The organism is Bradyrhizobium sp. MOS002, assembly GCF_003020115.1.
In the GTDB taxonomy this organism is placed as follows: Bacteria; Pseudomonadota; Alphaproteobacteria; order Rhizobiales; family Xanthobacteraceae; genus Bradyrhizobium.
In genome coordinates, this window is sequence record NZ_PYFX01000040.1 from 1 (window position 1) to 15,248 (window position 15,248).

Genomic DNA, 15,248 nt, shown 5'->3' on the forward strand with positions numbered 1-15,248 from the left:
TCCCACACTGGCTTATGATCGGCGGCGCTTTGCTCGTGTTCGTCGGGTTAGTCGGCGCTGCGCTTCAAAGAAGACCAGCGGCAGCCAACCCATCAGAAAGTAAGGTCGCCGATGAGCAACCGGCGGCGCCGCTGCCCAAGTCGCTCGACCGTGCGGCTGGTTCGCTATCCCGGGAAGCCTCCCCCGTAGAAATCCGAGTGTCCCGGCCTTCGCAGATCGAGTAATCGCAATCGTCATGCGACCACACGATGTTGCCCAGCGACCTCCCGCGTGCGAGAACTGCGAGCGCGAAATGCTGCTGCTCGGAAGATTGCCCCAGATCGGAATTCACAAAGCCCTGCACGTCTACAGATGCCTGCCTTGCCGGTGCATTGCCACAACGGACGGCTGAGGCATCGGCTGACCAATGCTGGCGTGAAGGTCGGAGCCGTCACCGGGGGTGAGGACGGTGACGGCTCCGTGGTCTCGATGCATCGGTGTCCCAGATGGGACGGAGGTGATGGTCTTCCCGACAGGTTAACGAAGTACTAACGGGCGCTTGCCCGGTGTCCTGTAGCCTGCGCTGGCGGCCCGCTTGCAGTGACCGTGGCGTCCGATAACAAAAGATTGGCGCGCCTCAACAAGCAGCAACCGCAGGCATGCTATCTTATCCTCGCTGGCCCACGTGGCGGTTGTGGCGGCGAAGAGGAAGGCAACGACGATGCAAGTAATGCAAGCCAGCGATCTCGGCTGGCTCTTGGTCATTGTCGCCGTGGCCGCATTTCTAGCCGGGCGTCAGGGCGAACGCCTTCGCGCGAGCCTGGCACCTCAAGCATGGCATAAGCGGGAGCCGCGTTGGAGAAGAGGTGAAGGAATTCCCTTCAAGGCGGGGTGGAGAAGAGCTGGGGGAACGGTTCCCTTTAAGTGGGAAGCCGCTCCTGTCACTGACGCAGCAGAGCAGCTTCGCCTCGTCATGGGTGCCGAGTTTAAAAAGTGCCGCCTTCTCTCACGGTCGGAGGCTTACGTTTTGTACGCCGCCGAAAGGGCAATCAACACTGCGGCGGACCTCAACTGGCGTGTCATGGCGCAAGTAAGTTTGGGTGAGGTTCTCGCCTGCCCCGATGCACGGGCCTACAGCGCGATCAACAGCAAGCGCGTCGACCTCCTCGTAGTCTCCCGCAATGGCGATCCGATTGCGGCGATTGAGTATCAGGGACACGGCCACTACCAAGGAACTGCTGCCGCGCGAGATGCAGTCAAGAAAGAGGCGTTGCGAAAGGCTGGCGTACTGTACATCGAGGTCACACCCGACAGCGGCACGGAGGAAATGGTCCGGGTGATTTCGCGGTTGGCGCAAGCAGAAAGGCTGAAGCCAGCACCATCGCTAGACGCGTGACGCTGGCACGGTCACCGTGATCGAGGCGCGCGATGATGGCCAACGTTTAAGGCCCGCCCTCCGCAAAGGCAGCCCCCCGTCATGGGCCATTCAAGGTACTGCCCGCAGAGCGGAGGGTGCCGGGACCGCGCGACGCCGGGTTCCCAGCATATTTCAAATCAAGCATTCCGTGGTGGCGGTGGCTTGCCACGCCGCTGCGGTCGGCGGCAGATTGGCGGCGGGCGGCAAATCCCCCAATTTGGGGGATTTGGATTTGCCCGTCCGCGCGGGCCGATTGGAAGGGAAAATGCGATGGCAGACGAACCGCAAGCCGGGACCGTGAGCGCGGAGGAGGCGATGCTGCTGCTGCTGCTCGAAGGGCCAGCCGAGCTGAAGCGGCTGCAGCGGAACGGCGCATTCAGGCCGATGGCACCGGGCCGCTACCGGCTGATCGATTTGGTGCAGGGCTATGTGCGCTGCATCCGCAAGCCGGATGCAAGCGAGCCGGTGTCGGCATCCGCGCTGGCTCAGCATCTCGATTGCGTGCGCAGCTACATCGACAAGCTGGTCGAGCAAGGCGTGATCACAAGGCTCGCGGACGGTCGCTTCGATCAGGACCAGTGCCGCGCGGGCTACCTCAAGCATCTGCGGGAAGCCCGCAAGCTCTCGCCTCGCGGCGCTGCTGACGTGGCCCTGCAGCAAGCGAAAGCGGAGCTGGTGCAGCTTCGTGTCGCTGAACGCAAAGGCGCGCTGATGCCCGGCGTCGAGCATGAGGCACGCGTCGAGGCCATCGCGGGCGTGGTATTGTCGGCCCTGTCAGCGATGCCCGCGCAGTGCGCGCCGGTTGGCGATCTGCCCGCCAGACGCAAGCTTGAACGATGGGTGACCGATGTGCGCATGGCGATTGCCAAGACGCTGAACGGGATCGCAGATGCCGAGGACGAGCCGGAGGCTGCAGATGGAACGCATCGTGAGGTGCGCGCATTGCCAGCGCGCGAACGTGTCAACGCCTGACCATCATTGCGACGATTGCCGCAGGGCGTGGCAGAGCCGGTGCTGGCGCAGGTTCGCTGAGGCGATGATGCGCGGCGTTGAGCCTGAGCAAGATCGCCAGACGCTGCATTGAGGGTGATGTGCTGAATTGAGGGTGATGTGCTGACCAACGCGACCGGCGGCGCTTGGGTCAGCGCGCGAATCATCGAGGCAGTGTCTGAAACGGTCGAGCTGCGCCTTCGTCGGCGGTCGCTCGCCAGCCGCTAGGCGATGGCGGCAACGACCCGCTCCGGTCCTGCGGCGTCAGCCGGGGTGCGCAAGCGACCAAAACGACTGATGATTGCGCATGTCCGCTACGGGGTCATTCGGTGGATCTGCGGCGTGTTCTCGATGCACGCTCTAGTCCCAACTGCCGACGTGCCGGACATGATGCCGATGTTCGCCTTCGGGCCAACAGCGGAAGTGGCCGCGCTCATTCGATTACCTCGTCGGCGCGAGAAATCAGCGTTGGTGGAAGGCTGAGGTCAAGTGCCTTGGCGGTTTTCAGGTTGATGACCAGCGCAATCTTCGTCGGTTGCTCCACCGGAAGTTCACCGGGCGCCGCGCCATTCAGAATCCGTCTCACGTAAGATGACGCCCGGGTAAATAGATCCCGCTCGGTCGTCCCATATGTCAAAAGCCCGCCCAAAACGGCGAACTGCGAATAATTGGAAAAGGTGGGAATCCGATGTTTAATGGCCAGCGCTGCAATGCGGTCAGTCAGATCAACATTGCCTGAATCGGTTATGAATTGCAGCGTGTCCGGACGCTGCTCCGCAAGCGCCGAGAACACGGCATCAAGTTCGCTGGGCAATTTCAACGCGAATGGCAGCACTGTCATCCCCTTCGCGCCCGCAGCTACACTGAGTCTGGCAACGAAAGGTGGATTTGTGGGATTGGCCGGATTGAACAGGGCGGCGATAACGGCCGCCTTCGGAACGACTTCACGTTGGAATTCAAGCGTCTTCGGTGTCAGGTCTTGATGCAACGTCGCCATGCCTGTCGTATACCCGCCCGGCCGCGCGAGACTCGCAACAAGGCCGGTTCCTACCGGGTCATTGATCGTGAGCATCACGACAGGTACCGGCGGATTAACATTCTGTGCTGCGCGGGTGGAGGCGATTGTGTTTACCAAGAGCATGCGCGCACCGGCTTGAACTAACTTACGCGCCATATCCGGAAACAGCTCATAGTCGCCCGCCGCAAATTGCACGTCGAGGACGTAGTCTCGCCCATCTACTAAACCATTCTCGCGCAGAGCTTGCTTAAGATTCTCGATCTGAGCCGTGCTATTTGCCGATCCCGCCGCGCCGCTGGCCAGAAATCCAACGCGTACAGGAGCCTTTTGGGCGAGTGCTCGTACTGGCCAATTTGCTGTCGCGCCCCCAAGAAGGGCGATGAACTCGCGTCGCTGCATGTCCGCCCCCAAACGTTCAGAAGACGGCAGTGTAGCTGATAAAGCTCGATAGTTGGAAGACGCCTCGGGGCGCGGAGGCGAAATCATGGGCAGCTCGCCGATGTCTCCTGTGGGTCCTCATTCGCGTCATTTTGCCCCCGGACTGACGACTTCCGGCTCCCATCCAACACCGGACATATCGTTGCACCGCACGAATAACGATTGGGTTTTGGTCGAGACCGGCGCCCGTCATTTGCTCCGCTGTTTGAGCGCCCACAGCCGGTAAGCCTCGTCCTCAAACGGGTGCGGCTCTGTCAGCGGCGGCACCAGCTTCGCGCCCTCGCTGCGGAAGTGGTCGAGGCCGCGACGCTTGAGCCCTCCTTATTCGGTACAGGTGCTGAGGCCGACCTCCCCTGCGAAGCAGGAGCGTCCGCTTGTACGCTTGGCTCCCGAATTAACCACGAAATCCGATCAAATTTTAATAAGGCAACAACCCTGCTTGTTAGCGGAGGTCGCGCCAATCAACGTGCAGGTATTGCCGTTTTCCGAGCGTCGGCGGGACCGGAAAACTGACTTCGAACGCGCGAATCGCAATCGCCGCGGTTCGTTCCTTTGGAAGCTCAATTCTCATTCGGAGCATCTCGCCATGAACGAGCGTCGTGCAATGAAGCGCATACCGATCAACCGGGCGGCGCGGCTGTCATTTGATGAAATCAGTGGGGTTCATCCGTGCATGGTGCGCGATATGAATGCTCTGGGGGCCTGCATCTCCACGCCATACTACATATTTGCCAGCGAATTTGTGCTGTCGTTCGACGGCCATTCCGGCATCTTTATCTGCCGCGTCGTTTGGAGGAAGGAGACGCTTTGCGGCGTAAGCTTCCTCCTGCGTCGCCGCTCGCCGAAGGTGGCGAACGATTGCAGCAACCATACAAACGTGGTGCGACTTGATCAACGGATCGCGTGCTGCCGGGGGCGCTTGACCTTAACTTAGAAGCGTCAGCATTAGGCGGTCGAATAGACCCGGCCATTTCGGGTATGGCTCACCGCGCGGACTTGCAGAGGGTCCAGCGCGAATGTGCGCTTCTTGCTCATGAGACCGTTGGCCTCGTCGCTACTTCGTTTGTGCCCAGCGCGTCATCCCCAACCATGTATAGCGGCTTGCCCGGCCACTGTGGCTGGTTGATTTAGATCAACGCAAAGGGATGCGAGGGGCGATCATGGGCCAGCAGAAGGCGCTTAGCAGCGTGTCCCGAACACAGTTCGTGGGGACGCCGGAGGAGACCGATGCGCAGATGCGGGCTCAATATATTCTTTACGGTGTTCCTGTGTGCGCTGTCGAATGCTGCACAAACCTCAGAGGTTAGTCGCATTCCCCTTGGCAAGCACGAACTTGCACCGATTGGCCTCACGAAGTTCTGCCTACGCAAGCCCCTGCGCTGCGCCAAGACGCACGACATGAAGCTGATTTCTTTCGAGGAGGCCCGCAGCGAGATTGAACGAATTAATCATGAGATAAATAGCAGCATCATCCCGCGGGCAGATCCGCCGGACGAGCCGCCTTGGAATGATGCTGCGACCGCTGGGGATTGCGAAGATTATGCAATGACAAAACGCTCTCGATTGCTCGATCTCGGTTATCCGTCAAGCGCCCTGCTGCTCGCTGTGCTGTCAATACCGACCCAAGAGCTGCACGCCGTATTGATCGTCGAAAGTGATCAGGGAGACTTCGTGCTCGACAATCTGGAGGACCAAATAGTCCGGTGGGAGAAACTGCCCTATCGGTGGATTAAAATAAGTACTCCGGCGGACCCACAGATTTGGCGAAAGATTCAACAGCGGCAGGAACTTTGCAACCAAGATTCCAACGACGCCGACTACTCAGTGACGAGAGCTGGTGATCGTCACAGAAAATGCGTCGCAAAGGACGGCAACTTATCGAAACGAGCACAGGCAAAGCTACAAAGCCGGGTCAATCACCCGAGGTAGTTTGCAGCCTTCGGTTCGCGTACAACGCGCCAGAGCTGAACTCGGAGCCCAAGAAGCATGTCGTCTGGTTTGCGCTCAATGACGACAGCCCGCGTACCGCCTTCGCGGGCATCTGGACGCCGTTCAATGGAGATCGCGGTACGAACTCCAACCCGGCGCCGGGCCGCATCAGGTCTACGGCTTCCTGACTACGTCGCCGAACGGCGTGGTCGAGCCGATCCATCCCAAGGCGATGCCGGTGATCCTGACGACCGACGAAGAGCGGGAGTTTTGGATGCGCGCGCCGTGGGATCAGGCTAAGGCATTGCAACGACCGCACCGGATGATGCCATCAGGATCGTAATGCGCGGGCCTGACAAAGAGGATCGCGCGGCCCAGCAGCAATGGCGACAACGGGACGCCGCGCGCTTAAATTAGAGATATGGTCGTAGGAAAGGAACAAACGTGCGGATTTGGGAACACACATTCGAGAAGTTAACGGGCGGGCAGCAAGGTCAAGGTGACAACGACGGCGAAGACGTTCGGAATGAATATTACGTGGATGATCATTCGACGACGAACACATGAGGTCTGCGGATCCCGAAGGTGGTGGTAAAACGCGAGACCGCGCGAGGTCAGCGAAAGGCAATGGGTGGCATCTGTCCACCGGGAGAGCAAGCAACAATGACCTACGTGGAAGTGCCGATCAATGTTTGCGCCCAATTTGAGCTTGAACGCCTCTGTATCGTCGCCGAGTTAGTAGCGGCTACACATCAGTTCGTATTCAACGACAAGGCAGTAACCGTCCATCTGCCGGGTCCTGAAAAGCCCAGCGTGTCATTTGACATACATAACCTTCGCGTTATCTCACGGAGGTCAGCCGACAAAGTTCCGCTGAAGTACTCTGTTCGCACTGTGACGTTAGAAATGGCGCTTCCTGAGCCCATCCACGTTCCCGATGAGCTGCTCCGTTTACCCCCGAAGCAATACAAGCTGGTGCAGCCGGACGAAAACGAGCGGTTGGATCAGACTGTTCGCGAAGCAGGGGAAGAGTTGCGGGCAGCGTTTGCTCATTGGCTGGCGATAGTGCGATGGAAGTCGGGCATCGGATACATCGGAGAGCCGAGCATTTCTTACGGAGGCGACGGCCAATCGGCGGCGCTTTGCGAGAGGGCAACCGGGCACCGACTATGGACTGAAACGGTACGGATTGCAGTGCAGTTAGATCGCGCCGTCACGGAAGCGGATTGGGCTGCCACGCAATCTGCGCTGGTAGCTGGCAAGACTGCACCAGTGTGGTTTGATTTCCTGTTCGACAGCGAGATGCGCCTCAACAACAAAGACCTTGTCGGTGCTGTATTGAGCCTTGCGATAGCTCTCGAAACCAACATTCGCTATATCTTTTTCGGCGAACTCAGTAAGGCGACCGTTGATCCCGTTATCGTCGAGATACTCGACCTCACCAACGTACGCGCATTGCTCAGCCGATTGAAGAAAACAGAGCGCTGGACCGAAGAATGGGCTTCCGCGACGGACGTGAGCACGTTCCATCGCCTGATGGACCTCCGCAATAATGTTATGCACCTTGCAATAACGAACGACGTCGACGCGCAAGAGTTACGCAAAATGCACAAGGCTGTGACCACGTTTGCTTACTTCACGTCTGATGCGTTGGGCCTAAGTTAGTCCGCCCGTCACGCGCAGGGACTGGCGCTGGCCAACTGCACAAAGCCTGCGCATCAAGCTGTATGAATTAGAATTTCCATTGAAATGGGATCGAGCCGCACGGGTTCTCCGGTATCTTTTCCGGGAACAGTTTCTGACCGTGGCTGGCCGCAACCGTGAGGCGGTGGGGGCTGCAGACGAGCGTATAGTCACCTGTTTATTGGCGATACGGCTTCGTTCACGTTGACGCGCGTCCAATCAAGCTGTCCCGACCTTCATCCGGCGATGACCGACGCCCGCCCTATGCACCATGATCAGCGGCAGTCTCACCACGGCTTCGATCTACCTCAAGCGCGTGCCCGCGCGGCCTCGAAACGCACTTTCCTGCTGCAACATCAGCATTTTATGGATGTGACCTGTAACCGCCTGTCCTCGATCAGCGAGGCGGGCCGGATGTTCTCCAAGCGAGGGAAGCATCCGGCCCTGACGCGACGGATCGATGTCGTCGCCGTCGCGCGTTCATGGTAGAGGTGCGCAGGACTGGCCCAGAGAAACCAGCCCTACGCTGCGCATCCATCCCCTGATGAGTTGGCACGGAGCCGGAGCGGATGCGCATCTCGCTCACCGCTTTCGCCCAGCGCCGCGAACGTCGTAAGCATGCTCGGGAGACGTTGGCGGCATAGCGTCTGCGCGCGTTGCTGTGACCAACCGCAGACCAAGGAGCGCGGCCGGCGAGATGTTAGCGCGATGCTCGACGGGTATACGGCAGCAACAGCCAACCTCGTAGTCGGCCGGAGTAACCTCAATCCAAAGCGCGGACTGCTTTGCCGCCAATGGCAGTAATCGCGCGCGCGCGCCGGCCCTTGCCCCGTGCCCGATCCGGATCAAACTCATCGACCGCATTCTGCCAAGCCACGATCTCGTCCTCGTACCAGACGCGGCGGTTCGGGCTGATGTAGGTGCATTTCGGAAACCGGCCGACCTTCTCCATGCGGTAGAGCGTGGTACGGCTGATGGGAATGATTTCTAGCACTTGAGCCTCGTTGAGCATACGGCGAGGCCCGGCATTATCGGTCCGCTGTCGTTGCGCAATGATCATCGCAGACTCCAAAATCGACAGATTGAGCACTCGTCCGACACTGCTCCGGTGCTGCCAGATATCCTGGCCTTCGAACCTGTGACTGAGCATCTAACGTCTTGATTGTCTTTCGCTGTAAGCGATAGATGCTTATTCACATTCCATACTTCACGATCCCGGCCTGCTATGTGTCCTCGGGCGCCTCACGTGCATATATTCTGGCGAGGCGGCCGAGGCTGAAGGCTTCGCTCCGACGCTCGCGCCTATAGCCGCGCGCAATTGAGCGCCCGAGAACGTCAGGAGGGTCGTCTGGATGCGCGCCACCGAGCCGGGGAGCCGAATTCGGATTGGTCCTAAATTCATAGCTCATAACTTGATCGACAACGGCAGCAACGAACGCCGCTCGTGCCCTTTCGGTTTCGGACCAATCGAATCCAATTTCGCTCTCAACTACTGTCGCTATTTGGAGGAGAGCGAGAAGCAGATCCGCGGTATCCCGACCCCTCATTTCAAGAAGGAAAGAGAAATAGAGACGGTCACGGATCTCTTCCGAGAGGGACTTCCCGCTCTGCTCGGCTGCACGATCAAGCTGTGATCGCTGGTCATCATCGAGTGTGATCTTAAGTTGCGAAGACATCTTTTCAGTGGCCTTTTTTGATCGCTGTGCAAGGTCAAAAAAATATGGTTATGACCCTTTAGAATGTATAATCTGGCCTTGTAAAAAGGTCAATTAGGCGGTATTAGACATGACCAGACAGGCGAGACTAGCTCGCTTCCAGCAGCTTCAGCGCGGCCCGATCTACGATGCGAAGTGGGATGGCCGTTCAACGTTTTCGGTTGAAGAGGCCGGTTGTGAGATCCTCGGACTTTCGAAGTGCAGCGCATACGCTGCCGCGAATTCGGGTGTCTTGCCGACGATTAGGGTCGGTCGCCGTTGGATCGTCCCGCGTCACGCGCTGGAACGGATGCTGAGCGGCTAGCAAAGCAGGCAAGGGGAAGTCCTCGGGCGCTAATGGAGAGCGCAGGCAATTCCTATTGCGCAATTCGCGGTTGAGCGACGCGCAGACCTAAATTCCCGCAGCAACTCGGGATTGGCAACTGCTTCGAGCCTGATCGAAGCAAGATGGCGAGTAGGTAAAATGCCTAAGAACGCATTTGGTTTCGATACTGGCCCCTCCGGTACCTTCACGAGCATCATGAAGTACGACGCGCGTGCCGGCCGTTTCTTTCGGATGGATCGCGTCCAGGACAACACCGGCAACTTCGTGACTGAAGACGTCGATATCACCCATTCGCTCAAGGCGATTGTCGACTTTAAAAACTTGATGGTCGGCTGGATGCACTTCGCTACCGGTACTGCGCCTGACTTCAAGCTGGTGCCGTACGGCAATGACATCCCGGATCGTCCTAGCGACAAGCACAAGAACGGTGTGCGGATCATGATGAAGCTGTCGAAGGATTGCGGTGGTGATAAGCCGATCCGCGAGCTGGCTGGCACGTCGAAGGCATTGATCTCGGGGCTGGAAGCGTTGTTCGTGCAGTATCTCGCGGAAAAGGACGGCTATCCTGGCAAGCTGCCTGTGGTCGTTCTGGAAAAGACGACGCTCGTCAAGTCCGGATCTGGCGACAAGGCTTCGACCAACTATCAGCCCGTGTTCAAGATCATCGCATGGGCGGAGCGCGGCGATCTCGGCAGCGTTGCCCCGCCGCTGAATCCGGACAGCAATCCGCCCGCTGCGGGGTCGACGCTGGCCGAAGCGCCGGTGGCCGCCGAAATGGTCGACGCCGACGATTTCTAGCGCTGTGGGGCCAGGAAGGTTGCACCCAGCCTGGCCTATGCAACCCTGACGCTTCCTGCGATGTAAACTCCCGAGCGACGCACAGGTGCGCTTTGATTTTATCGAGTAAAGCGCACCTGTTGCAACTGCTCGGGAAGGAGGCGTGATGATCTGTCCCTCCTTCTTTTCAGATTTTGATCCTGACTTCGCCAGTCCGGCGGAATGGGCTCGCATGTATCGCGGCTGCGGTCTGCAGGTCATCCCGAGCTATTCTCCGTCCGAGGTCGCAAGGGGAGCTTCCTGGAAGCGCCCGAAGCTCACGGAGTGGTCTGAATTTCAAGGCGGTCTCGTCCCCGATGCAGTGTTTGCTCGTTGGTATGGGCCCGTGGGTGAGCACTCAGCCCGGGACAACATGGGCATGCTGACCGGCCATGCCAGCGGGAATGTCTTCGTGATCGATCTGGATCTGCAGAAGGGGCCCGCTGCCGGTGAATGGTGGCGTGGCGTCCTTGCAGTCCACAACAACGGCATCGAACCAGAAACGTGCTGGCAGATAACTGGCGGTGGTGGCCGACAAATTCTGTTTCGGGCTCGTCCGGACTGGCACTCCCCCACCATCAGGACACCTATCGGTGTGGATATCCGGGGGCAGGGCGGCTTTGCCGTCCTGCCGGCGTCCCTCCACGACAGCGGTCAACGCTATCGGTGGGCTTCGGGCTCTGCCCCCTATGAGATCGAAATTGCGACTGCACCTGAATGGCTGCTGGGCGCGATTGACGCTTTGGTAGCGCAGCACGGCGGGGACAAGGGCGGCCCACGGGGGACGCCGATCGCCGCATCCGGCGGCGACTATGACGCATTCGGACACCAGCGGGATGGACGCGAATGGAAGATGACCCGGCTGACCTGTGGTGCTGTGGTCGACTGGTACCGGGAGTGTCCGATTAAGCCTGGCGAGACCGAACAGAGAGCGAAGGCGCTCCAGAAGTACGAAGTCTATGAAGGTCTAGTTGTTAGCCGGCTGCGAGATCCGACCAAAACCAAGGCCGAGCTGTTGGAGCAGGAAGGCCGCGGCTGGACGCTGTTCTGGCAGAAGTGGAAGGTCCTCATGAGGCAATGGGAGGGCAAGGTCGCGGAGAAAGCTCGGGGGCCAAAGCCGAACGCCTCTCGTTCTCAGGGGCTTCCGGAGCAACGTGTTGCCGCTATTGAAGTCCCGTTGCCGCTCCTGTTGAGCGCAGATCAGTTCGTGGCTGGTTTTTCGCCACCCGCATATCTGATCGATGGCATGCTGCAACGCGGCTACCTGTACGCCCTGACTGCTAGGACTGGGCACGGCAAGACAGCAGTTTCCTTGTACGTCGCACAGTGCATCGCGCGTGGCGTGCCAATGCACGGCCGAGCAGTCAAGGCCGGCACCGTGTTGCTGCTTGCCGGCGAAAATCCGGATGACATCAGGGCGCGGTTTCTGGTGCTCGCCGAAGCCTATGGGTTCAAGGCTGAGGATCTCGAAATGCGTTTCGTGCCCGGCGTGATCGACATCGCCGTCAAACTGCCTGAGATCAGGGCCGAAGCGGGAAAGATCAGCGATCTTGTCTTGGTTATCGTGGACACGGGGGCAGCTTATTTTCCTGGTGATGAGAGCAACAGCAATTCTCAGCAGGGAGCTTATGCCCGGTTGCTGCGGCAACTGACGTTCCTCCCCGGCAAGCCAGCCGTGTTGGTCAACTGTCATCCGGTCAAAAACGCTTCGCGTGAGAACCTGCTGCCGATGGGCGGCAGCGCCTTCTTGAATGAGGTGGATGGAAACCTGACACTTTGGGTGACCGCCGAGCGGCAGACGACCCTGCACTGGCAGGGCAAGTTTCGTGGGCCCGAGTTCGAGCCGATGACGTTCGAACTTGTGATCTCCGACAGCGCCCGTGTGGTCGATGTCGAGGGGCGCCTGATACCATCTGTCGTCGCCAAGCCCATCTCCGAACTCAAGTTGCAGCTGGATGAGGGCAAGCAGGAGAGCGACGAGAACGCGCTCATGCGCGCCATTGCCACCAACCGGAACAGCTCGATCGCAAACCTCGCTGTCGCTTGTAAGTTCGTTGGCGCGACCGGCCAGCCGCAAAAATCGAAGGTGTACGCCATGTGCAGCCGCCTCGTTGAGGAGAAGCTGCTGGAGCGCCGCGGCAACAAGTACCGGATCACCCCGAAGGGCAAGCGGGAGATCGGCTGGAAAGACAGCGACGATGCATGATGGCGTGAACGATCGTCTGAACGGCAAAGAGGCCAGAAACAGCCCGTTCGTTCAGTCTGAACGACGTCTGAACGGTGCGGATAAATTGGGCTCAACCCATTGAAATTGAAATCGTTCACGCTCGAACGGCTCGCCGACGAACGCTCCCTCCCGGTGGAGGAGCGTTCGTTCGGAGCGTTAGCGTAGCGTTAGCGTCCCCCGAAAGTGAGTTGAATGCTGATGACGGGGTGACCTAAGGAGCCAGACCGCAGGAAGCGATCCGGCGGTCACAGGCCTGCGTGCTAACGGAGGAAGCCTGACCCGGCAGATCGATCCTCGGCAAAATCAGGGAGACCCTTCGTCGGCGGATGCGGCAAATCGCCGGCGGGGCAGGCACAGGACCACCCTGGTACCTGGTTGGACAATCGAGTGGGGCGACGAGTAGTTTCAAGAACGATTTCGAGTTAGGATCAGGGCGATAAACGTACCAATACGGGAGAGGCATGGGCAGGCCGATCGGTAGCGCGAACAGGGAAAAGCCATTTAACGACGCGCTCCGGATCGCGCTCCGCAGCCGTCCCTTGGCTTTGCGCAGGGTTGCGGACCAACTGCTCGACAAGGCGGAGCAGGGCAATTTGGCCTACATTCACGAGCTTATCGACCGCCTGGATGGCAAGGCGGTTCAGGTCGTTGATCGGCAGGATGTTCCGATCCATGAGCTGAGCGATGCTGCACTCTACCGCATCGCTGCGGGCGGCGGATTAAGCCCGGACACGATGCTGCTGATCCCGCCCGCAAAAGTCAGGTCAGACGATCCGGGTTGAGAGAGACCTTATCTGTAAACTGCAGGCGGCTGAGCATTCTGATGACTTGGGTAGCTTGCCACTTGCCGCCTCGGGCGGTCGTCAAGCCTCGCTCGTTCAGGATCACCGAGATGCGCTTGGCGGGAATATTGCGCAGCGGCCCGAATACGGGGCGAAAATGCTCGGCGAGCAGGTCCGCTTCAGCCTTGCGGGCTTCTCCGATTGCAGCATTGCCGAGCACCTGTCCGCGCGCCTTGGCAGCTGCGAGGGCTTCCCTGGTGCGCTGAGCGATGCGCTCACGTTCTTTCTCAGCCACTGCGGCATGGATGTGCAGCATGAACGGGTCAACGTCCGGTCCGAGCTCGGTGACGATGAACGGGATCCGCTGCACCATCAGTCCGCTGATGAAGTGAACGTCGCGGCTCAATCGATCCAGCTTGGCAATGATGATCGGAGCCGCGCCTGACTTGCCGCCTCGACCGAGCTTACGAGCGAGCTTCATGGCGGCCGCGAGCTCGGGCCTGCGGTCCAACGCATCAGCACCTTTACCGGTCTCGACCTCGCGGTACTCAGCGTCGATGCTGTAGCCGTGCTGTGCGCAGAATACCCTGATTGCAGCCTGTTGCGCTTCGAGGCCGAGACCGCTGCGGCCCTGTTTAGGTTTGGACACGCGAATGTAGGAAACTGCCGGGTGCATAGAAAATTTATCCTCCAAAGAATTACGCGTGGTCGCACGTTCATGTGTAAACGTCACTGAATCTATCTGATCGATGCACAATTCGGAATCCACTTTCTTCGGAAATGAAATTCGTCGTGCAATGACTCACGGCTCATCACCGAGCGATGGCGTGTTTGCAAGCGCAGGGGGGCTGCAAGATCAGACCAGCCCGAGATTTCTGACCAAAGGGGTGGGGGGAGGGGAAAAGTTTTGCGGAAAGCATGCTTGTGTGGATAGAGCCTCCGCCGAAATCGATTGCTCGAATTTGAACCGATCGTGCGGCGCAGGTGCCATCGGTTGATCGCGCCTCGGGCTCGTCTCTCCGAGCCGCTGGTCGCCTCGCAAACCATTTTGCCCCATTTCCGGCACCTTTGCCGATCAACAGAGTTACAGTGCCTGTGGTTCGGTCAACCGTCTGACCTCCTGCGCCGGGCCCAAGGACCTCCGATTGGACTTTGCGGCGGCGCGACACTGTCGCAGCGCCTCTTCATACACGAGGGATCCAGCATGAAACGCATGGTCGTGACCGGCATCGTCCTGCTCTCGCTCTCTTCCGTGGCCGAAGCGCATCGTCTCTCCGGGAGCGCCACTTACTACGGCGGAAGTGACCGCCTGTGCGGTCGCCGAACAGCTTCCGGGGGCGTGCTCAACTGCGCTGCAATGACCGCCGCCCACCGGACGCTGCCCTTCGGGACGGTACTGATGGTTCACAGCGGCGGCCGGTCGGTCCAAGTCACGGTGACAGATCGCGGTCCATTCAGCGGGGCGTTCCTTGATCTGTCGCCTGCGGCCGCGAGTGCGCTCGGCTGTCGCTGCAACCATCGCAACGTGACCGCGACGATTGTGCAAATGGGATCCGGTGGGACTTTGGTCGCGAGCCGAGGCCGCCAACGTCCCGCCGCTGCGGCGGCCATGCCGGGGTTCTTTCAACCGATGCAGGACGGCATGGGTCCGTTGGGAACGTTCGGATCGTCAATGGCAATGGCACCTGCGCCGCGTCATCACCGTCGCCACTAGTACAGGAGGCAGCCCGTGGCATTGCGGCGAGTTGCCAAATGCTCGACGGCAGAGCCATAGTCAACAAATCGCATATCGAGGAGCCCCGTGATGCGGTTGTCCAGTTTGGCTATTCTCGCGCTTGTCGTGGGTGCCTCCAACCCAACTTATGTTTCTATCGCGATGGCAGCTCCAGAATGTTCAAGATCGATGGAGCTGGCGGATTGGGGAGAGAA

At 59.5% G+C, this 15,248-nt stretch carries 15 protein-coding genes and 1 pseudogene; 13 read left to right on the forward strand and 3 right to left on the reverse strand.

The window, feature by feature from the left end:
- Positions 1 to 709: 709 nt before the first annotated feature.
- Entirely contained in the window at positions 710 to 1,375 is a 666-nt protein-coding gene (locus C7G41_RS36040; protein WP_245446896.1) for a DUF2726 domain-containing protein, read from the forward strand.
- A gap of 291 nt (positions 1,376 to 1,666) precedes the next feature.
- Positions 1,667 to 2,368, forward strand: a complete 702-nt coding sequence (locus tag C7G41_RS36045) for a hypothetical protein (protein ID WP_106946964.1) — start codon at positions 1,667 to 1,669, stop codon at positions 2,366 to 2,368.
- Positions 2,369 to 2,819: 451 nt separating this feature from the next.
- On the opposite strand, the gene C7G41_RS36050 is transcribed toward C7G41_RS36045, so the two are convergent.
- Positions 2,820 to 3,803, reverse strand: a complete 984-nt coding sequence (locus tag C7G41_RS36050; RefSeq protein ID WP_158268085.1) for an ABC transporter substrate-binding protein — start codon at positions 3,801 to 3,803, stop codon at positions 2,820 to 2,822.
- Between the two features lie 349 nt (positions 3,804 to 4,152).
- Between C7G41_RS36050 and C7G41_RS38610 the strand changes: the two genes are divergently transcribed.
- The 5 genes and pseudogenes from C7G41_RS38610 (at position 4,153) to C7G41_RS37195 (ending at position 7,943) form a co-directional block, all read left to right on the forward strand.
- Complete coding sequence (locus tag C7G41_RS38610) at positions 4,153 to 4,776, forward strand: hypothetical protein (RefSeq protein WP_245446897.1); 624 nt, start codon at positions 4,153 to 4,155, stop codon at positions 4,774 to 4,776.
- Between the two features lie 293 nt (positions 4,777 to 5,069).
- The gene (locus C7G41_RS36060) at positions 5,070 to 5,771 is read left to right on the forward strand and encodes a transglutaminase-like cysteine peptidase (RefSeq protein WP_106946966.1); all 702 of its coding nucleotides are present in this window, start codon (positions 5,070 to 5,072) and stop codon (positions 5,769 to 5,771) included.
- A gap of 14 nt (positions 5,772 to 5,785) precedes the next feature.
- Positions 5,786 to 6,188: pseudogene (locus C7G41_RS38615) on the forward strand (SOS response-associated peptidase family protein); the annotation flags it as partial.
- 246 nt (positions 6,189 to 6,434) lie between these two features.
- Positions 6,435 to 7,436 (forward strand): hypothetical protein, encoded by a 1,002-nt coding sequence (locus tag C7G41_RS36070; RefSeq protein ID WP_106946967.1) that lies wholly within the window; start codon positions 6,435 to 6,437, stop codon positions 7,434 to 7,436.
- A gap of 264 nt (positions 7,437 to 7,700) precedes the next feature.
- Complete coding sequence (locus tag C7G41_RS37195; RefSeq protein WP_146159878.1) at positions 7,701 to 7,943, forward strand: hypothetical protein; 243 nt, start codon at positions 7,701 to 7,703, stop codon at positions 7,941 to 7,943.
- Between the two features lie 274 nt (positions 7,944 to 8,217).
- On the opposite strand, the gene C7G41_RS36075 is transcribed toward C7G41_RS37195, so the two are convergent.
- Entirely contained in the window at positions 8,218 to 8,514 is a 297-nt protein-coding gene (locus tag C7G41_RS36075; RefSeq protein ID WP_106946977.1) for an AlpA family transcriptional regulator, read from the reverse strand.
- Between the two features lie 292 nt (positions 8,515 to 8,806).
- On the opposite strand from C7G41_RS36075, the gene C7G41_RS36080 reads away from it, so the two are divergent.
- The 5 genes from C7G41_RS36080 (at position 8,807) to C7G41_RS36100 (ending at position 13,319) form a co-directional block, all read left to right on the forward strand.
- Positions 8,807 to 9,088, forward strand: coding sequence for a hypothetical protein (locus C7G41_RS36080; protein ID WP_146159879.1), 282 nt, complete (start codon positions 8,807 to 8,809; stop codon positions 9,086 to 9,088).
- 151 nt (positions 9,089 to 9,239) lie between these two features.
- Complete coding sequence (locus C7G41_RS39130; protein WP_106946969.1) at positions 9,240 to 9,473, forward strand: helix-turn-helix domain-containing protein; 234 nt, start codon at positions 9,240 to 9,242, stop codon at positions 9,471 to 9,473.
- A 216-nt stretch (positions 9,474 to 9,689) separates the two neighbouring features.
- A complete protein-coding gene (locus C7G41_RS36090; RefSeq protein WP_106946970.1) occupies positions 9,690 to 10,292 on the forward strand; it encodes a hypothetical protein in 603 nt (200 codons plus the stop codon).
- 145 nt (positions 10,293 to 10,437) lie between these two features.
- Positions 10,438 to 12,516, forward strand: coding sequence for an AAA family ATPase (locus tag C7G41_RS36095; protein ID WP_106946971.1), 2,079 nt, complete (start codon positions 10,438 to 10,440; stop codon positions 12,514 to 12,516).
- Positions 12,517 to 12,998: 482 nt separating this feature from the next.
- The gene (locus C7G41_RS36100; RefSeq protein WP_106946972.1) at positions 12,999 to 13,319 is read left to right on the forward strand and encodes a hypothetical protein; all 321 of its coding nucleotides are present in this window, start codon (positions 12,999 to 13,001) and stop codon (positions 13,317 to 13,319) included.
- On the opposite strand, the gene C7G41_RS36105 is transcribed toward C7G41_RS36100, so the two are convergent.
- Positions 13,297 to 14,076, reverse strand: coding sequence for a recombinase family protein (locus C7G41_RS36105; protein WP_306768092.1), 780 nt, complete (start codon positions 14,074 to 14,076; stop codon positions 13,297 to 13,299). The two genes, C7G41_RS36100 and C7G41_RS36105, sit on opposite strands and share 23 nt — an antisense overlap.
- A 447-nt stretch (positions 14,077 to 14,523) precedes the next feature.
- Here C7G41_RS36105 and C7G41_RS36110 point away from each other — a divergent pair, with 447 nt between their 5' ends.
- Positions 14,524 to 15,033 (forward strand): septal ring lytic transglycosylase RlpA family protein, encoded by a 510-nt coding sequence (locus tag C7G41_RS36110; protein WP_106946974.1) that lies wholly within the window; start codon positions 14,524 to 14,526, stop codon positions 15,031 to 15,033.
- The last annotated feature ends 215 nt before the right edge of the window (positions 15,034 to 15,248 follow it).